Origin of the sequence: Tropicimonas aquimaris (genome assembly GCF_042676185.1) — a bacterium.
In the GTDB taxonomy this organism is placed as follows: Bacteria; Pseudomonadota; Alphaproteobacteria; order Rhodobacterales; family Rhodobacteraceae; genus Tropicimonas; species Tropicimonas aquimaris.
In genome coordinates, this window is record NZ_JBHTJT010000008.1 from 102454 (window position 1) to 122459 (window position 20006).

Here is a 20006-nt window from a genome sequence, read left to right on the forward strand (position 1 = left end):
GGATGCCGGATGGAAAAACGCGTTTTGCTTGTAGAGGATGAGCCGAACATCATCGAAGCGATCCGGTTCATCCTGTCGCGGGACGGATGGTCGGTGGAGACGCATGTGGACGGCGCGACTGCAGTGGAAAAGGTGCTGGCCGCGCCGCCGGATGTGTTGGTGCTCGACGTGATGCTGCCCGGGCGCTCCGGTTTCGAGATCCTGCGCGACCTGCGCGCCGATCCGGCGACGGCCGAACTGCCGGTGCTGATGCTGACGGCCAAGGGGCAGGAACGCGACCGCGAACAGGCCGAACGCTACGGCGTGAGTTGTTTCATGAAGAAACCCTTCGCCAATGCCGAGGTGCTCGAGACCGTCAATGCGCTGCAGGCCGGCGCCATGGGTCGGGTTTGAGCGGGAAGACCGGATCGGAGACCGATGCCCTGCCGGGCGGCGCATCGCGCCCGGCGCCATCGGCCACGCCCGAGCCCACCAAGGATGGGTGGGAGGAATGGGAGAACCTCGCCCTCGAAGGAGATGACCGCAAGCGTGCCCCGGTGTTTCTCGGGCGGGACATCTATCGCCGGCGGCGCATCATGGACGCGGCCCGGCTGCTTCCGGCGCTCGGCACGGCGCTGCTTCTGCTGCCGATGCTCTGGGCGCGCAATCATGGGACGGCAGCGGGTGTCGTCTATCTTTTCCTGGTCTGGTTCGGTCTGATCCTGGCGGCGGCCTACCTGTCGCGCCGCCTGTCGGAGCCGTTGCGGCAGGTCGACCGACCAGAACAGGACGCTCCCGAGGTCGCAAGCGAGCCGGGATCGGGCTGAGTCATGTCGTTCAACGCGCTCGTCGTCATTTCGCTGGCGTATGTGATCTTTCTGTTCAGCGTGGCCGCCTTCGCCGACCGACGGGCGCGCAGAATCGGTGGCGGCTGGCTGGGCTCACCGCTTGTCTATACACTTTCGCTCTCGGTTTATTGCACGGCCTGGACCTTCTACGGCGCGGTCGGCTACGCGGCGCGCTCGGGGCTGGAGTTCATTACGATCTACCTCGGCCCGACGCTCGTCTTCACCGGCTGGTGGTTGCTGCTGCGCAAGCTGGTACGGGTTGGGCGAAGCCAGCGCATCACCTCGATCGCGGACATGATCTCCTCGCGCTATGGCAAATCGAATTCCCTTGGCGTGCTGGTGACGATGATGGCGGTCGTCGGTACGACGCCCTACATCGCGCTGCAACTGCAGTCGGTGACGTTGTCCTTCGGGGTCTTTGCCATCGAGGACCCGCATGGCTGGAACCCCGCGAACCCGGCTTCGACCGGACTCTGGGTCGCGGGCGGTCTGGCGCTCTTCACCATTATTTTCGGCACCCGCAACCTCAACACGAACGAACGGCACCATGGCGTGGTAATGGCGATCGCCATCGAGGCGGTGGTCAAGCTGCTCGCGCTCATGGCCGTGGGGGTCTTCGTGGTCTGGGGGATCGCGGACGGGCCGGCCGACATGCTGGCGCGGATCGACGCCTCCTCGATCGCCGGCTGGGATATCGAGCCGTCCCGCTGGGCCGGACTGATCTTCACCTCGGCGGCGGCGATCCTCTGTCTGCCGCGGATGTTCCAGGTCATGGTTGTCGAGAACACCGACGAGGCGCATCTCGGCGTCGCCTCCTGGGCCTTTCCGCTTTACCTGTTCCTGATGAGCCTCTTCGTGGTGCCGATCGCCGTGATCGGGCTGGAACACATGCCGGCGGGCTCCAATCCGGATCTCTTCGTGCTCACCTTGCCGCTGCAGGAGGAATGGGACTACCTCGCCGTCTTCGCTTTCCTCGGCGGGTTCTCTTCGGCAACATCGATGGTGATCGTGGCGGCGCTGGCGCTGGCGACGATGGTGTCGAACCACGTGATCATGCCGCTCTACCTGTCGCGCCGTCCCGGCGGCGCGACGATGGCAGGCGATGTGCGAAGGGTCGTTTTGCGGTCGCGGCGCTTCTCCATCGGCGGGGTGCTGCTGCTGGGTTACCTTTACTACCGCTTTTCGGGCGGGTCGACGGCGCTGGCCTCGATCGGTCTGATCTCATTCGTGGGCGTCAGCCAGGTGCTTCCGGCCCTGTTGGGTGGGTTGTTCTGGCGTGGCGGGACGCGGGTCGGCGCGGCGGCGGGGCTGCTCACCGGCTTCGCTGTCTGGGCTTACACGCTGTTCCTGCCGAGCTTCGGCCCGGCCGGCCCGTTCAACGCCGCGATTCTGGCCGATGGCCCGTTGGGTGTGTTCTGGCTCCGGCCACAGGCGCTATTCGGGATCGGCGGGATGGACCCGTTGATCCACGCGGTCTTCTGGTCGATCCTGCTCAACACCATCGCCTATTGCGGCGTTTCCATCGCCACCTTCCCGACCCCTATGGAGCGGCTGCAAGGGGCGCAGGTGGTCAATGTGTTCGAGCACACGCTGGGCGCGCGCGGCTGGAGCCGGGGCAGTGCCGAGGCGGAGGATCTGCTGATGATGGCGCAGCGTATCCTTGGCGCGACCGAGGCGCAGGCGCTGTTCCACGGCGAGGCCGCGGCACAGGGCAAGGCGGGCTACCTGCCGGATACGACGCCGGAATTCCTCGACCGGCTGGAGCGGGAGCTGTCGGCCAGCGTCGGGGCTGCGACGGCCCACGCGATGGTGGCGCAGATCGCGGGCTCCTCCTCGGTGCTGGTGGAGGACCTGATCCGCGTCGCCGACGAGGCGCAACAGATTCTCGAGTATTCCAACCGGCTGGAGGCGCAGTCCGAAGAGCTCGAGCGCACGGCGCGTCAGCTCCGCGAGGCCAACCAGAAACTGACCGAGCTGTCGATCCAGAAGGATGCCTTCCTCAGCCAAATCAGCCACGAACTGCGCACGCCTATGACCTCGGTCCGGGCGTTCGCGGAGATCCTGCGCGAAGGCGGGCTCGCCGAGGAGGAGACGACGCGCTATGCCGGGATCATACACGACGAGGCGATCCGGCTGACCCGCCTGCTCGACGATCTGCTCGACCTGAGCGTGCTGGAGAACGCGCAGGTCAGCCTGACGCTCGGCCCCGCCCGGCTCAAGGAACTGATCGACCGGGCGATTGCGGCAACCGGCGCGATGACGGAGGTGCGCGCGAGCATCGGTCTCGAACTTCACCGGACGCCGGCCGACGAGCAGATTCACCTGGTAACCGATGCGGACCGGCTGACGCAGGTCTTCATCAATCTTATCGGCAACGCGCGGAAATATTGCGATGCCGAGCATCCGGAACTGACGATCCGCGTGCGGCGTCAGAACGGGCAGGCGGTGGTGGATTTCATCGATAACGGCACGGGCATTCCGGCGCGCAGCCAGGATATCATCTTTGAGAAATTCTCGCGCCTGTCCGACCAGTCCGCCGCGGGCGGGGCTGGGCTCGGGCTGGCGATCTGCCGCGAGATCATGGCGCGGCTGGGCGGCGCGATCGAATACCTGCCGGGGCAGGGCGGCGCGGCCTTCCGCGTGACCCTGCCGCTGACCGAGGCCTCTGACACGGCGCGCGCGGCGGAATAGTCTGCGCGAACGGGGCGGGTCTTAACCCTTTGCCAAGGGAGTTCGGTGCAACCTGTTGCGGAACCCTCCCTGCCGCGATCCCGCCGGCGGACCAAGGACAATGTCGCAATGGCCGAGACAGAGGCGCAGTCTGTGCTCCAACGCATGGCGTCTGCCGGACGGGATGCCGCTCCGCGCAGCCAGGCAGTGGTGCCGGCCCGCGTCCTGGCCAACGGAATTAGCCGGGCCCTGCAGTCGGCGATGTCGCTGGGCGCGGTGGCGAACGGCAGCTCGGATCGCACAGGGTCGCTGGCGGAACTACTGGAGCTTCTGCCCGAGAACGGGCTGCTTGCCGTGCTCGACGGCCCGGGAGAAACACAGGGGCTGATGGCGCTGGACAACGCGCTTCTGTCCTCCCTGATCGAAATGCAGATGACCGGCAGCCTGGGGAACCGTCCGCCGCCGCCGCGTCGCGTGACACGCACCGACGCGGCGCTTGTCGCGGATCTGATCGACGCCGGCCTGCGCGAGTTCGAAGCGCCATTGATGGCCGGCCCGGAGTCAGCATGGGCGGTCGGTTTCGGATATGCCAGCCATGTGGAGGATGTGCGTCCTCTCGGTCTGCTGCTGGAGGATCAGGACTACCGGATGATCGCGCTTGATCTCGAGCTGGCGGAAGGGCATCGCAGGGGGAGTGTCGTCCTCGCCTTGCCCGCTGAGGGGCGCGGCCTGCCCGGGCAGGCAACCGCCCCACGGGAGGAGCCGCGCGACAGCGGCTGGGAGAACGCGATGGAGGCCGCGGTGATGGGCGCGGATGTGCGGCTGGAAGCGATCATGCATCGGTTCCGAATGCCCTTTGCGGACATCGCACGGCTCAAGGTGGGAGATGAGATACCGTTACCCGCGGTCTCCATCGATCAGGTGCGGCTGATCGGCCTCGAGGGAGGCACATGTGCCATGGGTCGGCTGGGACAGAGCCGGGGAAACCGTGCTTTGCGGCTCAATTCGCTCGGCGATCTGCCGCTGCGCAGGGAGATCGATGCGGGGGCTCAGGCCGGAACGCATCAGCAGGGGCTGCTGCAGACGGCTGCACCTTTCGAGCCCGTGGCTGTTGCCGGAAAGGCGGGCTCGGACCACGGGGCGGTGACGATGCCCGAGCCGCCGGCCCCGGTATTGCAAGCGAGCGATGTTGGTTTGTTGGACCTCGGGCCGCTGCCAATGGCCGGAGTGCCACCGTTATCGGGCAGTTGAGAGGCCTGGTGTCGCGAACTCCGCCCCCCCCCCCCCGATGGAAGGGCTTGAAGTAGAGATTTGCCACGCGCACCGGCTGCATGGACCACGGATCGGGAAATGACGCGTTCCCGAAATGATGGGACGTTTGCGCTTCCACCCCGAAAAGCGGCGCAAGGCGCAGATTTCTCCGGTCAGGAGGCCTTGCGGACGAGTGCGCCGATGTGATCGAGCTGGTCCCGCAGATTGCCCAGCGGATAGCCGGCGCGTTCGGCGGCCGCCACGAGTTCGTCGGCAGGCTGGGACCCGGCGTTGCCGAACATCCAGGCGACGGTCGATCGGGTTCCGGACGCGCAATAGGCCAGCACCGGTCCCTCGGCCCCCGCAATCGCGTCGCGATTGGCGCGGACGTCGGCTGGCGTCATGTCACGCGAGGCGAGCGGCACGCAGACAAACGCGATCCCGGCCGTCTCGGCCGCAGCGCGCACCGCCTCGGCGTGCATCGGGGGCGGGATCTCCTCGTCTGGGCGGTTGCACAGGATCGTGCGGAAACCGGCCGCTGCAATGGCGGGGATGTCCTCGGGGGTGATCTGGGGCGAGACGGCGAAGGCCGGTGTCAGTGCGCGTATATCCATGCGCTCAATTTGCGTGGCAACGGGGCAAGGTCAAGCGTCATCGGTGTTGATTTGCGTCAAGGACGAAACGCCGCCCGTTTTCTAGCCTGTCGGTCCAGGAACCTGCTCGAAGGAGAACAACAATGGTCGCGGTTCTGGAACGCAAGGCCCAGCTCGAGGCCCGGCTCGTGGCGCTGGAGGAGAAACTGCGCGGGATCGACGCCGAACTCGACAGCCACCAGTCGCGCGACTGGGAAGAACTAGCGGTGGAGCGCGAGACCGACGAAGTTCTCGAAGGCGAGGGCAGGGCCGGTCAGGTCGAGATGGCTGCCATTCGCGCTGCCCTGGCGCGGATCGAGGAGGGCAGCTACGGCGAATGCGTCAAATGCGGCGAGGATATTTCCGAAGCGCGTCTGGACCTTCTGCCCTACACGCCGTTCTGCGCCGATTGCGCGCGCGCCGTCGCCAAGTAAGCCGAGAGCGTTCGGCCCGATGTCGGCCGCAAGGTGGCTTGCCACTTCCGCGGGTCGCGGGTTTGATGGGCGCACCGGTCGAACCTGTCGCCCGGTAAGGGAGTTTCGGGATGGCGGCGCGGCCGGTCGAGGTGGAACGCATTGGATCGGTCGGATTGCTGGCCCTTGCGCCGGGCTGGCCGGGGCCGCGTGTGCGCGCAGGTCTGATGGCCGCCCTTGACGCCTTCGAGGAGGATGCCGAGGTCAAGGCTGCGGTGCTTCTGTTGCCCGAGGTGGCCGGCCGCTGGCGCCCCGAGGCCACCTTGCCCGCTTTGCCTGACCTTTGCGGCAGCCTCGAAAGCTGCCGGTTTCCCGTCGTCGCTGCGCTTGCAGGTTGCGCGCGTGGACCGCTCGCCGAGCTGGCGCTGGCCGCCCATTTCCGCCTCGCCGCCGATGGCCCGTGCCTGGAGTTTCCGGGTATCGCGACCGGCACGCTCGAAGGCGGCGGCGCGACCCAGCGGTTGCCGCGGATTGCGGGAGCCGCGGTAAGCCTGAACCTGTTGCTGGGCGGAGCGCCGTTGTCGGCGGAGGCGGCGAAGGAGGCCGGGCTGCTGGACGGGCTGGTGCGGGGCGATCTGGTGGAGACCGCCCTGGCGCTGGCGGAGCGCCTTGCCGAGGGCGGCGTCGCGCCGCTGCGCGCCCGTGACCGGCGCGAGGGGCAGGCAGACCGGGATGCCTATCACGCCGCCATTTTCGCGGCGCGCGAGCGTGCCGAGCAGCCGGGCTCTGATCGGATCATCGAATGTGTCGAGGCGGCGTTGCTGTTGCCTTTCGAGGCCGGCGTCGGTTTCGAGCGGGCGGCGGCGGATGCACTGCGCAATTCCGACGAGGCCCGCGCCTTGCACCATGTGGTGACGGCCGAGGAGCGGTCAGCCGCGGCCCGGCCCGCGGGGGCGCCTGAGACGGCAACAGTGTCGCTTGAGGCGGATGATGCGGCTGGGGCTGATCTGGCTCTCGCGCTGCTGGAAGCAGGGGTGGCACTGCGGGTTCGCGAACCCGAACCGGGGCGCGCCGTACTCTCGCGCATCGGCAGGGCGCTGTCCGATGCCGTCGGCGAGGGCCGGATTGGGGAGGCCGAGCGCCGCGCCCGACTGGCGCTACTGCGGTCCGATGGTGGTGCGGCCGGATTTGCCCGCAGCGATCTGCACCTGCGTGTCGCATCGGGCGATGGACGCCTGCCGCGTTCGACAGCGCGCCGTGGGGCGCTCGCCACCGTGATCGCGCCGCACGATCCCGTACAGGCGGGGGATGGGGCGAGGATCGTCCTAGGCCGGCCGTTCCGGGTTGGCGATGTGGCGGAGCTCCTGCCTGACCCGCAGGGCTCTGCCACCGAAACGGAATCGCTCGCGGCCCTGCTGCACCGGGTCGGTGCCCGCCCGCTGATCTGCCGGAGGCCTGGGCGCTCTGCCCTGGGGCGGCTCGTCGAGCGGTTCCGGGCTGCCGCCGAGCACTTGCTGGAGGACGGCGCGAGCCCGTCAGAGATCGATGCCGCCATCGAGGCCGCGGGGTTTTCCCTCGGACCGTTCCGGTCGTTGGATCGCGAAGGGTTGCTCGGACCGGTCCGGCGCCGGCAGCAGGCGGCCCACACTCGCGATCCAAGAGACAGATATGTGACCGTCCTCGACCGCCTGGTCGCTGCAGGGCGGCTGGGTCAGGCCAGTGGCAAGGGATTCTACGACTATCCGGCCGCAATCCCGGAGGGACTGCCCTCGGGCGAGGTCGAGCAACTGTTGAACGAGGCTCGGCGGCATGCGGGCACGGTGCCGCAACGGATCTCGGCCGAGCGCATCGTCGAGCGCATTGACCTCGCACTCGCGCTCGCGGGGCTGGAGGTGATCGGCGATGGCCTGTTGCGCGATCCGGCCGAGGTAGACCTTGCGGCCGTTCACGGGCTCGGGTTTCCGCGTCATCGCGGCGGACCGATGTATCAGGCGGGTCTGATTGGATGGAGCGAGCTGCGACGGCGGCTCGGCGTCCTTGCAGCGCGAGAGGATGCCCGTTTCTGGGCGCCGCCCGCGATCCTAGACGAAGCCGTTGCGCGGGGGGGCGGGCTCTCCGCGCTGGCGCCCGCGGCCTGAGCCGCTAGCTCAGGATGACGCCGACGGCCACCATCGCCAGCCCGATGGCCGAGGTGAAGAGCGAGCCGAGATTCCAGGCCACGACCTTCTGCAGCCGCGCGCGCATCGCCTCGTCGCCCAGCCCGGCGCGCTTTGCGCGGGTCACTGCCACGACACAGCCGACGATGCCTGTCAGCCCCAGGAGCGAGATTGCCGCCCCGATCCAGATCAGCAGCTCCATCGAGCCTCCTCCGTCTTGCCTCGCGCCTGCGCTACAGCCTGCGCGGACTGGGCGCAACCGCTCTTGCAGGGGGCTGCGCGGCTCGGTAGGACGGGGTTCCCAAGCGTATTTCACACCGAGAAACAGGGCAGGGGCGGCAATGAGCGACATGACAGGCGATATCGAGAGCGGATCCTCGGCGGATGCGACCTACAAGGTTGCGGCAGGCGAGTTGCGCCAGTTCATCGAACGTTTCGAGCGGCTTGAAGCCGAGAAAAAGGACATCGCCGAGCAGCAGAAAGAGGTGATGGCCGAGGCCAAGGCGCGCGGCTACGACACAAAGGTGATTCGCAAGGTCATCGCGCTGCGCAAGCGCGAGCCCGATGATATCGCCGAGGAAGAGGCGGTGCTGGAGATGTACAAGGCCGCGCTCGGCATGTGAGCTGGCCCCGCCGGAGGGCGATCATGCGCGCAGGAAGCGCACGCCCTCCATCGCGGCCACCTCTGCCACCTCGGCTTCGTAACGTTCGCTGAGGCGGGCAATCCGGTCGGCCGTCCATCCGGGCAGATCGTATTCCTCTTCGACGGCCTCCGGGGTAGCGAATTCCTCGAGGAAGGTTGCAACCACGCGGCGACGCTGCTCGGCGTTGTCCGACGGGTGGGTCTCGAAATAGCGTTCCATTCGTTCGAGGCCTTCCTCCGACATGATGGTCCGGTGGAACTCGTGAACGCCCTGCAACTCCAGCGCGTTCGGATACCCGGAGAGCGTCTCCAGGATATCGTACCAGATCAGCGGCGTATCCTCGTTGCACCAGATCGTCAGCGGGCAGTCGGGCACCGCCCGCTGGAAGCGCGCGACCATGTCGGCCCAGGAGACGTCCTCGGGCTGGATGCGGGCGAGATAGGCCGCGAAGTCCTCTTCCTCCGCGAAACGGGTCTGCAGCGCCGGGATCAGCGTTGCCGGGTTGCGTATGGCGAAGGCGAATTCCGCCGGATCGTCCGGAAAGAGGTTTCGGATCCAGGGCGCGCGTTCCTCCGCGAGGGGGTAGAGCGCCCCGCCGGTGATGGCGCGTTTAGGGACACAGAGAAAGCTGTCGTTTGAAAACAGGAGCCGCTCGGCGGTGTCGTGGTCGATCACCTCGTCGAGCACCTGTTCCTGGATGTGCCGGCTCGCCGGAGCGCCGCGAAGGTGGATCATCGCCTGCCGCAGCACCGGACGGAAACGCCCCGGCGCAGGGGCGAAGGTTCCAGCCTCGGCCAGCATCTCGGTATTCTGGAGCAGGCATCGCAGCGCGCGATCTTCATCGGTGCTGTGGAGTCCGATGTGATAGACGAGCTTCATCGCTTCCCTCATCAAGCCGGCCAAGCGCCGGTGCACGGCCCCTCGGGCAGGGCAGATTTTTGCCGCAACTATAAGCGCTTCGCGGGCAAGGTAAACCTCCGCCCGCCACCGCTTCGGCGCGCGTCGCGCCCAACCTCTTGCACTCGACGCCGCTGTCGGCGTATCTGGACGCTGAGTGCCCCTATAGCTCAGCTGGTAGAGCATCTGATTTGTAATCAGAGGGTCGGGAGTTCGAGTCTCTCTGGGGGCACCATAATCCAAATCTAATACATCGTCTTTTGTCTTTGTTTCAGGTTTGTCGACTCTCTGGTCCACGAACTCTCTTGCGCTTGCCCTTGTTGCCAAATCCACGGGAAGGACTTGTGTCGAGCAGGTCGTTTGCCGGCCAGACTACCGCTTTCAGGATGCTCCGGATCACGGCAAGGGGCCGAGTGCTGTCAACGTGAGGAGTGCTGTCATTGTGATTGGCTCACGTGGTTCTCTTCGACGTCTCGAGATCGGCACCGATCTGATCTCGTACCTCGCCTTCATCGTCTGCTGTTAAGGCCTTTCATGAGCCGTTCGTCGATAGATGGCCCTCGGGTGCACGTTCCGGTCAGTAATAGGCGCGCTGGCCGCAAATATGTTCGATGGTCGAGCGTAGCGCTGCGACCGGATCACAGTATTCAAGGCCGCAGCCATTGCCCCTGCGATGAAGCTTTCGGTTAGGGCCCTGCGGGTGGCAAGGCATTGCCACATTCTCGACCAAATCGACCTGCAGTTTCCTCCCGGGGATGCTCAGATCCGAATGTTTGTGATGAAGGAGGAAACATGACTGCTGCCATCAACACCGAAACGCTGGCCGTAGAACTCAAGACCTATCTGGCCAGCACCATGCCCACCTCGCTTGAAGGCGTTACGGGAGATCTCTGGGATTGGCTTGACCGCAATGAGGAGCGGCTTGGCGACTGGCTCGACAACCTCATGGAACACCTCGGCGACTGGGTCGACCGAAAGTCCGACACGCTCTCGGACGCGAAAGCGGATGCGCTTGGCGATTGGCTCGACAACCTTGAGGCCGATCTCGAGGAGTTCATCGAGAATGGGCTTGGCACCCTCGGGGATCTTGTTGATGACGCAAGCGAAGGCGCCGATACCGACATAGGCCCGATTGTCGGCGACACGGACCTGAACACGCTGGCCGCCGAACTCAAGACCTACCTGGCCAGTTCCATGCCCACCTCGCTTGATGGCGTTACGGGAGATCTCTGGGATTGGCTTGATCGCAATGAGGAGCAGTTGGGCGACTGGCTCGACAACCTCATGGATCACCTCGGCGACTGGGTCGACCGAAAATCCGACACGCTCTCGGACGCGAAAGCGGATGCGCTTGGTGATTGGCTCGACAACCTGGAGGCCGATCTCGAGGAGTTCATCGAGAGCGGGCTTGAGGCGCTCGATGATCTTATCGACGGCACGGAGGGCGATGATGAGATACGCGCCGGCGACGGTGACGACGAGGTCTATGCTCTAAGTGGCGATGACACCGTTCTTGGCGGCAAGGGAGCCGACCGGCTCAAGGGCGGCGCCGATAACGATAGGCTCATCGGTGGTGCCGGTCGAGATAAGCTTTTCGGCGGCGCTGGCGATGACGTGATGCTGGGAGGAACGGGCAAGGATGTCTACCGGGGCGGTGCCGGTGATGACAGCTTCGTCTTCAAAACGCTCAACCATTCCTCCGTCGGCAAGAAGCGGGATATCGTTCACTTCGAGGAAGGTGACGAGATCGACTTGTCCGACATCGATGCTTGCGTGACCGAGGGTGGCGACCAGGACTTCGACTGGATCGGCCGTCAGGGGTTCTCTGGCGAGGAGGGCGAGCTGCGCATGAAGGGAGGCGTGCTCCGCGCTGACGTGGACGGAGACGGAAAGGCCGACTTCGCCATCGAGATCCAGGGGACCATTTCGCTAGACGACCTGATCCTCTGACGCTGAGATCGAATGCGACCAACGGATGCTACTCGTCCGGTGGTCGCAACTTACGGCCTGGCGACGATACTTCAGCGCTCGTCCAGACCAGGCCGCTTTAGGACAGAATGCGAGTACACACGGTGCCTTTGGATCTCGTTGGATAGACGCGGAGATCAAGGTCGAGAGAGACGAACTCGCTGGCATAGCACCTCGGGAAGAAGCGCTGTCTTGAGCTTGTGGCCGCGTGTGCAGCCCAACTTCAACCAACCCGAAAGGTCGCATGACGACCGGACCAGAAACGGGGTGAAGTACCCCGTATCCGAAGCCTCCAGCTTCAAACGGTCCGGTTGTCTGGGGGCAGTGCATCCACTGCCCAGTTCAGGAACGTGGCTGAACCAGCATGTTGGACACTGACCTGATCTGTCCTAGAACTGTTCGGGATAACTGGTTCAGGGAGGATCACCATGAAATTCGCCAACCTTTTGGCGGCCGGAGTTCTACTGGCCGCTCCGCTGCCCGCGCTCGCTCAGGAGCAGCTGTCGATCGCGACCGGCGGCACCGGCGGCGTCTACTACCCGATGGGCGGCGGTCTCGCCGAGGTCATCAACAACCATGTGGAGGGATATGCCGCGACCGCCGAGGTCACCGGCGCCTCGGTGGAGAACATGGGTCTCATCGCCACGGGCGACGCCGATCTGGCTCTTGCGCTCGGTGATACGGTTCAGCAGGCCTATACCGGCACGGGCCGTTTCGAAGGTCAGCAACTCGATATGATCCGCGGCCTGGCCTCGATGTATGCCAACATGGTACAGATCGTGACGCTCGAAGGCTCGGGCATCTCGACACTCGAGGATCTGGTCGGCAAGCGCGTTTCGGTCGGCGCCCCCGGCTCCGGGACTGAGGTGAACGCCCAGGAGATTCTGAACGCCAACGGCATTACCTACGACGACATCGACGAACAGCGCCTGAACTTCAACGAGACAGCTGACGCACTCGCCAACGGCGACATCGACGCCGGCTTCTGGTCGGTTGGCGCGCCGACCTCGTCGATCCTCAACTTGGCGACCACGAACGATATCATCGTCATCGAACTGACCGACGCGCAGATCGAGGCCGCTCAGGAGATGGTTCCGATCTTCGCACGCACCACCCTTGCCGAGGGCGTCTACAACGGCGTCCCCGCCACAACCGTTATCGGCGTCCCCAACGTGCTGGCCGTGTCCTCCGAGATGCCGGAGGAGCTCGCGTACGGAATCACGCGCGCGATGTTCGAGAACATCGCGGACCTGCAGGCCGTGCATCCGGCGGCGAACCAGACGACGGTCGAGTTCACGATGGTGGCGACGCCGGTTCCTCTGCACCCCGGTGCAATCCGCTACTATGAGGAGATCGGGGTTACGATTCCGGACAACCTGCGCCCGTGAGGGGCAGCATTGGAGGAGGGCTGATTGCCCTCCTTCTTTTCGCCACGACCGCCGCGTCCGGCGACCTCGTCGTGACGCGGGAGGATGGTGCAGAGATCGCGCGACTTGCCGTGCCCGAAGGCGATGGCTGGTGCGTGCTCTGGCACCACTCCGTGCAAGGGTTCGAAGTGTCTGACTGCTACGAGAACCGGGGCGGGCACATGGTGCTCGTCCGCTCGCACCTGCCCGATTTCGCGGCGGGGCTCGACCATATTCCGGGCCGGGGCAGGCAGGTCTCGGATGGACAGGGCGGATACTGGATCCTCGACATCGACGAGCGCGTACCTGGCGATGCCTACGTGCTGCGCCCGGGCAGAGGTGCAGTGGACCACAGGCTTCGCGTGCGAGAGACCACCGTTTCGCTATCGCAGGCAGCGCCCCGCGCGCGCCTGCGGATCGAACTGACCGGGAGCGAGGACTGATGGTCACTGATACCGATACCGGTACGGAAGCACGGCGAATCCGGCCTGCGCATCCCCGACCGGTGCTGCGCGCCATCACCGTGATCGGCATCACGCTGTCGCTGTTTCATCTCTATGCCGCGGGCGTTCAGCCGCTCGGTCTGTTTTACCAGAGGCCCATCCATCTGGGCTTCATTCTCGTCCTTTGTTTTCTGATCTACCCGGTCTGGGGGCCGTCGCGGCCGCGCGGGGCGCTCGGTTGGATGATCGACGGCACGCTCGTCGCCTGCTCCGTCCTCGTCGGTGCCTGGCTGCCCGTCAATATCGACACGATCGCAAACCAGATCTTCCCGCGGGACATGGACGTCGTTGTCGGGGTGATCACCGTCCTTGTCGTCCTCGAAGCCGCAAGGCGCGCCGTCGGCCTCGGCATGACGATCATCGGCGCGGTCTTCGTCGTCTACGCCTTTGCCGGATCCCGCGGCGAGTTGCCTTTCCTCGCCGACTGGATGCCCGGAATCCTAAACCACCGCGGCTACTCGCTCGACCGCGTGGCGAGCCAGATGGTCCTGGGTGCAGAGGGCATCTTCGGCATTCCGCTCGGTGTCGCCGCCACGTTCATCTTCGTCTTCGTCCTGTTCGGCGCGTTCCTCGAAGTGACGGGGGCGGGCAAGTTCTTCATCGACCTCGCCTATGCCGCCACGGGCCGGCAGAGGGGCGGCCCAGCCAAGGCCGCGGTGATCGCGAGCGCGGGCATGGGGTCCATCTCCGGCTCGGCCATTGCCAACGTGGTGACGACGGGCGCCTTCACGATTCCCCTGATGAAGCGGCTGGGCTACCGGCCGGCGCAAGCGGGCGGGATCGAGGCCGCGGCCTCCACCGGCGGGCAGATCATGCCGCCGCTCATGGGCGCGGGCGCGTTCTTGATGTCCGAGTTCACCCAGGTGCCCTACGTCGACATCGTGCTTGTCTCGATCTTCCCCGCGGTTCTTTATTTCGGCGCTGTGTACCTGCTGGTGCACATCGCGGCGGCCAAGCAGGGGCTGACCGGCATGGCGCCGGAGGAGCTGCCGAGCGTACGCAACGTTCTCGCCGAGGGCTGGCATTTCCTGCTGCCGCTCGTCGCGTTGGTTGCGTTTCTCGTGGCGGGGTACTCGCCGATGCGAGTGGGGTTTTACGCCATCGTCTCAATCATCGCGGCCGCTGTGGCGCGGGCGCTCTGGACCTTTGCCACCAGCGGACCGACGCTCGACGGATTCGCGGCGCTCTGCCGGCGCGGCGGTGAGCTGTTGATCAAGGCGCTGGAACTCGGCGCGCGCAACGCGGTCGCGGTTTCGATGGCATGCGCGGTGGCGGGGATCATCGTGGGCGTTGTCGGGCTTACGGGGCTCGGGCTCAAGTTTTCCGCCATGATGATCGCCTTCTCTGGCGGCAACCTTGTGCTGGCACTCATCCTGGTCATCCTGGCGAGCCTGATTCTTGGTATGGGCCTGCCGGTGACGGCCGCCTACATCGTCCTTATCATCCTTGTCGGCCCCGCGCTGACGCAGGAATTCGGCATGCCGATCCTGATCGCCCACCTCGTCGTCTTCTGGTATTCGCAGGACAGCAATGTGACCCCACCCGTCGCGCTTGCAGGCTTCGCCGGTGCGGCCATCGCCGGGGCAAAACCGATGGAAACGAGCTTCCAGGCCTGGAAATATGCCAAGGGTCTCTACCTCGTCCCGCTCTTCATGGTCTTCAACGAGTCGATCATCCTCGGCGGCCCGCTGCCTCTGGTGCTCTGGAACGGTGCTATCGCGATCGTGGCGATGTCGGGGTTCGCCGTGGCGCTCGAGGGGTATCTCTGGCGCCCCATGCCGCTCTGGCAGCGAAGCCTTCTCGTTCCCGCCGTCGTGGCCGTCTTCTGGCCATCGATCGCCGTCGAAGCTGCGGGAACCGGGATCATCCTTCTGGTCCTGGGAATGAACTGGAGGCAGTCCAGAAAAGACGGCGGGACGACCGAGGTCCCGCGTCCAACGGGCGCTTCGGCGCCATCGGACTGAAGCCGGCTGACCTGGCCGCAGGGGACAAGACATTCTGCCATTTTACATCGGCCCTTGCGTCTCGGTCGGGACCAGTTGCGGTGCTGGATTCGACACACCGCTCGACCCGTTCGTGCGTCGCGTCGGGCAGCCTCCGGTTCCTGTGCTTTGCGGACAGTGTCAGGTCCGTGGGCTGTCGGCTTCCGCCACGACCGTGCCAGATGCGACTGGAGCGCAAATGTCAGCAAGCTCCCGTGCTTCGGAAAACGGGGCAGCTTCGGACTTGCCGCGCCGCCGCAAATATCGGAGCCTTGTTTCACGTATAGGCAAACCGCCCCATCTTGAGCGATAGCAGGTCGACTTGAGGAGACCGAACCATGGTCCCGGACTTCATCTTGATCGGCGCGGGGCGCAGCGGGACAACCTCGCTCTATCATTATCTTGCCCAGCATCCCCAGATCGCCATGAGCCAGGTGAAGGAGACGAACTATTTCTGCTGGTGTGTCGAGGGCGAGGCCATCGACGACGTCGAAACCGCGGAGGTCACGTATCTTGTGCGCAGCGACGCGGATTACACAAATCAGTTTTCCCACGCGCTGCCCACGCAGTTGTGCGGCGAAGCTTCGCCACGTTACCTGTATGCGCCGGGCGTGGCAGAGCGGATCGCGTCGGATGCGCCGCATGCGCGTCTGATCGCGATCCTCCGCAATCCGATCGAACGCGCCTGGTCGAATTGGATGGGGCTTCGTAACGCAGGGGCGGAAGACCGGAGCTTCGAGCAAATGATCGAAGCCGAGATCAGATCGCTTGAGCGGCCGCTTCAACCTGGCGAACGCTCGATCCTACGTGCAGGAATGTATCACGAGCACCTTTCGCGGTATCTCGAGGTTGTCCCGCGCAACCGGCTTCTCGTGCTCCTGTTCGATGACTTCAAGAGGGCGCCCGGCGACGTTCTGGCATCTGTGTTCAGATTTCTGGAAGTTGACCAAAGCGCTGTCATCAACGTGAGCGTCCGATTCAACCCGACCGGAGTGCCTCGAAATCAGTTCCTGGACAGGATAACCGCAAAGTCACCCCTCACGGCTGCCTTGAAGACATCACTGCCGACCCCGATTGCGCGTCCGTTGTATCGGACAGCGATGCGGCTTCGGGCATCGAACCGGGCGCGTCCCGACATGTCGGCGCAGGCACGAACGAAACTGCAAGAGCTCTACCGGGCAGACACCGAGGCGCTGGAATATTTCCTGGGCCGTGATCTCTCAGCCTGGCTCGGACGATCCGAAGGGTAGGACGCCGCGGACAGGCGGTCCGAATTGGCCAGTGATGCAGCTTGAGATCGCTGTATTGGCCGCGCTGACAGCGCATATCAATGTGCTACGGGCGCGTCGCAATCCTGCCCCGGAGAACCACCGTCGATGCCAAGGAAGACGCGGTTTCGTGACGGTGGTGTGTCCGGGCTGATGACGGCGGCGAGGGGGAAGTCTCTTTCCATATATCGAAACTAAAAGGGAGGAACGCTCAATTGACTTAACGCTTTGAGTGGTTGATCGTGGTTGGAAGGTTATATGTCATAATCAATTTGCGGAGGCGCCGCGGTTCGGCGAATTCGCCAGATTGACTGACAGGTTGATCGACCAGGGAGGACACGATGATCAACACGCGCAGGAGTATTCTGCAATTCATGGGGGCGAGCGCCCTGACGGCCGCGGGACTTGCCAGCATGGCGACCGATGCCTGGGCGGCGGATGTCACGTTGCGCCTGCACCAGTTCCTGCCGGCGCAGGCCGCCGTCCCGAAGAACGTTCTTCAGCCTTGGATGGACAAGATCACGGCGGAATCCGACGGGCGGATCGAGTTCCAGCATTTCCCGGCGATGCAGCTCGGCGGCAAGCCCCCGGAGCTATATGACCAGGCGGTGGATGGTGTCGCCGACATCATCTGGACGCTGCCCGGCTATACCCCGGGCCGTTTCCCGCGCACCGAGGTTTTCGAGCTGCCTTTCACCATGACATCGGCCGAAGCCGCGTCGCGCGCCTATTGGCAGCTCGCCGAAGAAACCATGATGGATCAGGATTTCAAGGACGTGAAAGTCCTCGGCCTGTGGATGCATGGCCCCGGCGTGATCCATTCCAAGGATCCTATCGAGACGGTTGCGGACCTCAACGGGGTCAAGCTGCGGGCACCCACGCGTGTCACCAACCAGATGTTCAGCGCGCTCGGCGCCACCGCGGTCGGGATGCCGATCCCCGCCGTGCCGGAGGCCCTCTCCAAGGGGGTCATCGATGCGACCGTCATTCCCTGGGAAGTGACCGGTGCGCTCAAGACCAGCGAGCTGGTGAAGAACCACACGACCTTCAACGGCGAAGCGCTCTATACGGCGACCTTCGTGCTGGCGATGAACAAGGATCGCTGGGAATCGCTGCCCGACGACCTGAAGGCGGTGATCGACGCCAATTCCGGCCTTGAGTTCTCCGCGATGGCCGGCAAACAGACCCAGGCCGACGACGAGGCACCGCGTCAAATGGCGGCCGACCTTGGGAACAACATCATCGAGCTCACCGCGGAGCAGGTTTCCGAGTGGCGAGAAGCGTCGATGCCGACCATTGATGCCTGGATTGCGGAGATGGATGAGAAGGGTCTCGATGGCACCGGCCTGCGCAAACGTGCGCTGGAACTGATCGAAGCCAATTCCAACTGATCCCGTGGGTCTCCGGGCTCGCGCCCGGAGATCGCCTCCACCAACCTGGAGCCCGGTCCCATGATGTTGAAACACTTGGAACGTCTGGCCCGTTTCATGGCGGTCCTGGGCGGCGTTGTGCTGACAGCACTTGTCGTGTTGACCTGCGTGAGCGTACTGGGCCGCGGTCTGAACACGTTCGGACATTCCGCCTTCCTCGCCTCGATCTCGGAAGGGGCGGCGGGCGCGCTGATCGCCACCGGGGTTGCCCCGGTTACCGGCGATTTCGAGCTCGTGGAGGCCGGTATCGCCTTCGCGATCTTCGCCTTCCTTCCCTATGCGCAACTGCACCACGCCCATGCCACCGTCGATATCTTCGCCACGACGTTTCCACACTGGTTCAACCGCTTCCTTGTGATCTTCTGGGAATGGATTCTGACCGCCGTGATCCTGCTCATCACCTGGCGACTCTACGCCGGGATGGAGGGCAAGATCTCGAACGGCGAGACGACCTTCCTGCTGCAATTTCCGGTCTGGTGGGCCTATGCGGCAAGCCTGGTTGCTGCCGTGGCGGCCTCGATCGTCGGGATCTACTGCGCCATCGCGCGGGTGCTGGATGTCGTCACCGGCCGGAGCCACCTGCCTCACTCCGAAGGAGCGCACCATTGAGCATGCTCGAGCTGGGATACCTGTCCTTCCCGATCCTGCTGGCGATGATCTTTCTCCGGGCGCCGATCGGGCTGGCGATGCTGCTCTGCGGGATCGGCGGGCTCTACTTCGCCATGGGCGGCTCGAACATGTTCATGTCGAAGCTCAAGACCGAGACCTACTCGACCTTCTCAAGCTATTCGCTGTCGATCATCCCGATGTTCCTTCTGATGGGGCAATTCGCAACCCTCTCGGGCATGTCCTCCGCGCTGTTCAAGGCGGCCGAGAGCTGGCTCGGCCACCGCAAGGGCGGGGTGGCGATGGCGGCCGTGGGCGCTTGCGCGGGCTTCGGCGCGATCTGCGGCTCCTCGCTGGCGACTGCCGCCACGATGAGCAAGGTCGCGCTGCCGGAACTGCGCCGCTACGGTTACTCGGGGGGCTTCTCCACCGCGACGCTGGCCGCCGGCGGCACGCTCGGCATCCTGATCCCGCCCTCGGTGATCCTCGTGATCTATGCCATTCTGACCGAGCAGAACATCGCCAAGCTGTTCCTCGCCGCCTTCATCCCCGGCATTCTTGCCGCCATCGGCTATATCATCACCATCTCGATCTATGTCCGCGTGAACCCCAAGGCCGCGGGCACACGAGAGCCGATCCCCTATGCCGAACGGTTCAAGGCGCTGATCGACGTCTGGCCGGTGCTGCTGGTCTTCGGCCTCGTCGTCGGCGGCATCTACCTGGGCTGGTTCACCCCGACCGAAGGCGCGGCTGTCGGCGCCGCCGGGACCGGTGTGATCGCGCTCCTCTCGGGCAGCCTGAGCTGGAGGATCTTTGTCGATGCGATCCTGCAGACGGCGCTCAGCACCGCGATGATCTTCTTCATCGTGCTTGGGGCCGGTCTCTACAATTCCTTCCTCGCGCTCAGCCAGGTGCCGCAGGAATTGTCCGGCTGGGTCGTCGGTCAGGGGTTCAGCCCCTGGACGGTGCTGACTCTGATCCTCGTGTTCTACCTGATCTTCGGCTGTCTGATGGACAGCCTGTCGATGATCCTGCTGACCATTCCGATCTTCTTCCCGGTCATCAGCACGCTTGATTTCGGCATGAGCCCGGAGCACGTGGCGATCTGGTTCGGCATCCTCGTGCTGATCGTCGTGGAAGTCGGGCTCATCACGCCACCGGTGGGGATGAACCTGTTCATTATCAACGCGATGGATCGGCAGACCGCCATGAAGGACACCTACAAGGCCGTTTTGTGGTTCGTGACCTCGGACATCGTCCGGGTGATCCTCCTGGTACTCTTCCCCGCAATCACCCTTTTCCTGCTGCCCGGCTAGACCACGGGCAGCTCCCACCGCGGCTTGATCCGCGCGC

At 64.9% G+C, this 20006-nt stretch carries 18 protein-coding genes and 1 tRNA gene; 16 read left to right on the forward strand and 3 right to left on the reverse strand.

Annotated elements, in window-relative coordinates:
* Nucleotides 1-9: 9 nt before the first annotated feature.
* From ACFQ2S_RS06940 to ACFQ2S_RS06955, 4 genes are all read left to right on the forward strand, one after another.
* Complete coding sequence (locus tag ACFQ2S_RS06940; protein ID WP_386073730.1) at nucleotides 10-393, forward strand: response regulator transcription factor; 384 nt, start codon at nucleotides 10-12, stop codon at nucleotides 391-393.
* The gene (locus ACFQ2S_RS06945; protein ID WP_386073731.1) at nucleotides 390-806 is read left to right on the forward strand and encodes a hypothetical protein; all 417 of its coding nucleotides are present in this window, start codon (nucleotides 390-392) and stop codon (nucleotides 804-806) included. Before ACFQ2S_RS06940 ends, ACFQ2S_RS06945 begins: the two co-directional genes overlap by 4 nt.
* A gap of 3 nt (nucleotides 807-809) precedes the next feature.
* A complete protein-coding gene (locus tag ACFQ2S_RS06950) occupies nucleotides 810-3518 on the forward strand; it encodes an ATP-binding protein (RefSeq protein ID WP_386073732.1) in 2709 nt (902 codons plus the stop codon).
* Between the two features lie 108 nt (nucleotides 3519-3626).
* Nucleotides 3627-4748, forward strand: a complete 1122-nt coding sequence (locus ACFQ2S_RS06955; protein WP_386073733.1) for a FliM/FliN family flagellar motor switch protein — start codon at nucleotides 3627-3629, stop codon at nucleotides 4746-4748.
* A gap of 173 nt (nucleotides 4749-4921) precedes the next feature.
* On the opposite strand, the gene ACFQ2S_RS06960 is transcribed toward ACFQ2S_RS06955, so the two are convergent.
* Nucleotides 4922-5362, reverse strand: coding sequence for a TIGR01244 family sulfur transferase (locus ACFQ2S_RS06960; RefSeq protein ID WP_386073734.1), 441 nt, complete (start codon nucleotides 5360-5362; stop codon nucleotides 4922-4924).
* Nucleotides 5363-5484: 122 nt separating this feature from the next.
* Here ACFQ2S_RS06960 and ACFQ2S_RS06965 point away from each other — a divergent pair, with 122 nt between their 5' ends.
* Both ACFQ2S_RS06965 and ACFQ2S_RS06970 read left to right on the forward strand, forming a co-directional pair.
* Nucleotides 5485-5814: a TraR/DksA family transcriptional regulator gene (locus ACFQ2S_RS06965; protein ID WP_386073735.1), complete on the forward strand. Its 330-nt coding sequence runs from the start codon at nucleotides 5485-5487 to the stop codon at nucleotides 5812-5814.
* Between the two features lie 110 nt (nucleotides 5815-5924).
* A complete protein-coding gene (locus ACFQ2S_RS06970; RefSeq protein WP_386073736.1) occupies nucleotides 5925-7931 on the forward strand; it encodes a 3-hydroxyacyl-CoA dehydrogenase family protein in 2007 nt (668 codons plus the stop codon).
* A 4-nt stretch (nucleotides 7932-7935) separates the two neighbouring features.
* Here the strand turns inward: ACFQ2S_RS06970 and ACFQ2S_RS06975 are convergent, their stop codons facing one another.
* Nucleotides 7936-8151 carry a hypothetical protein gene (locus tag ACFQ2S_RS06975; protein WP_386073737.1) on the reverse strand — a complete coding sequence of 72 codons (216 nt, stop codon included), beginning with the start codon at nucleotides 8149-8151 and terminating at the stop codon, nucleotides 7936-7938.
* Between the two features lie 139 nt (nucleotides 8152-8290).
* Here ACFQ2S_RS06975 and ACFQ2S_RS06980 point away from each other — a divergent pair, with 139 nt between their 5' ends.
* On the forward strand, nucleotides 8291-8572 hold the full coding sequence (locus ACFQ2S_RS06980) for a DUF2312 domain-containing protein (RefSeq protein ID WP_386073738.1): 282 nt from the start codon (nucleotides 8291-8293) through the stop codon (nucleotides 8570-8572).
* Nucleotides 8573-8593: 21 nt separating this feature from the next.
* Here ACFQ2S_RS06980 and ACFQ2S_RS06985 read toward each other — a convergent pair whose 3' ends face one another.
* On the reverse strand, nucleotides 8594-9472 hold the full coding sequence (locus tag ACFQ2S_RS06985; RefSeq protein WP_386073739.1) for a hypothetical protein: 879 nt from the start codon (nucleotides 9470-9472) through the stop codon (nucleotides 8594-8596).
* Nucleotides 9473-9649: 177 nt separating this feature from the next.
* On the opposite strand from ACFQ2S_RS06985, the gene ACFQ2S_RS06990 reads away from it, so the two are divergent.
* The 9 genes from ACFQ2S_RS06990 (at nucleotide 9650) to ACFQ2S_RS07030 (ending at nucleotide 19969) form a co-directional block, all read left to right on the forward strand.
* Nucleotides 9650-9725, forward strand: a tRNA-Thr gene (locus ACFQ2S_RS06990).
* 557 nt (nucleotides 9726-10282) lie between these two features.
* Nucleotides 10283-11440 carry a calcium-binding protein gene (locus ACFQ2S_RS06995; protein ID WP_386073740.1) on the forward strand — a complete coding sequence of 386 codons (1158 nt, stop codon included), beginning with the start codon at nucleotides 10283-10285 and terminating at the stop codon, nucleotides 11438-11440.
* Between the two features lie 446 nt (nucleotides 11441-11886).
* Nucleotides 11887-12846 carry a TAXI family TRAP transporter solute-binding subunit gene (locus tag ACFQ2S_RS07000; protein ID WP_386073741.1) on the forward strand — a complete coding sequence of 320 codons (960 nt, stop codon included), beginning with the start codon at nucleotides 11887-11889 and terminating at the stop codon, nucleotides 12844-12846.
* Nucleotides 12843-13307, forward strand: a complete 465-nt coding sequence (locus ACFQ2S_RS07005; RefSeq protein ID WP_386073742.1) for a DUF1850 domain-containing protein — start codon at nucleotides 12843-12845, stop codon at nucleotides 13305-13307. The genes ACFQ2S_RS07000 and ACFQ2S_RS07005 overlap by 4 nt, the downstream gene beginning before the upstream one ends.
* A complete protein-coding gene (locus ACFQ2S_RS07010) occupies nucleotides 13307-15331 on the forward strand; it encodes a TRAP transporter permease (protein ID WP_386073743.1) in 2025 nt (674 codons plus the stop codon). The genes ACFQ2S_RS07005 and ACFQ2S_RS07010 overlap by 1 nt, the downstream gene beginning before the upstream one ends.
* A 356-nt stretch (nucleotides 15332-15687) precedes the next feature.
* Nucleotides 15688-16599 (forward strand): sulfotransferase family protein, encoded by a 912-nt coding sequence (locus ACFQ2S_RS07015; RefSeq protein WP_386073744.1) that lies wholly within the window; start codon nucleotides 15688-15690, stop codon nucleotides 16597-16599.
* 359 nt (nucleotides 16600-16958) lie between these two features.
* The gene (locus ACFQ2S_RS07020; protein ID WP_386073745.1) at nucleotides 16959-18008 is read left to right on the forward strand and encodes a TRAP transporter substrate-binding protein; all 1050 of its coding nucleotides are present in this window, start codon (nucleotides 16959-16961) and stop codon (nucleotides 18006-18008) included.
* 60 nt (nucleotides 18009-18068) lie between these two features.
* Nucleotides 18069-18656 (forward strand): TRAP transporter small permease, encoded by a 588-nt coding sequence (locus ACFQ2S_RS07025; protein WP_386073746.1) that lies wholly within the window; start codon nucleotides 18069-18071, stop codon nucleotides 18654-18656.
* Complete coding sequence (locus tag ACFQ2S_RS07030) at nucleotides 18653-19969, forward strand: TRAP transporter large permease (RefSeq protein WP_386073747.1); 1317 nt, start codon at nucleotides 18653-18655, stop codon at nucleotides 19967-19969. Before ACFQ2S_RS07025 ends, ACFQ2S_RS07030 begins: the two co-directional genes overlap by 4 nt.
* Nucleotides 19970-20006 lie beyond the last annotated feature (37 nt).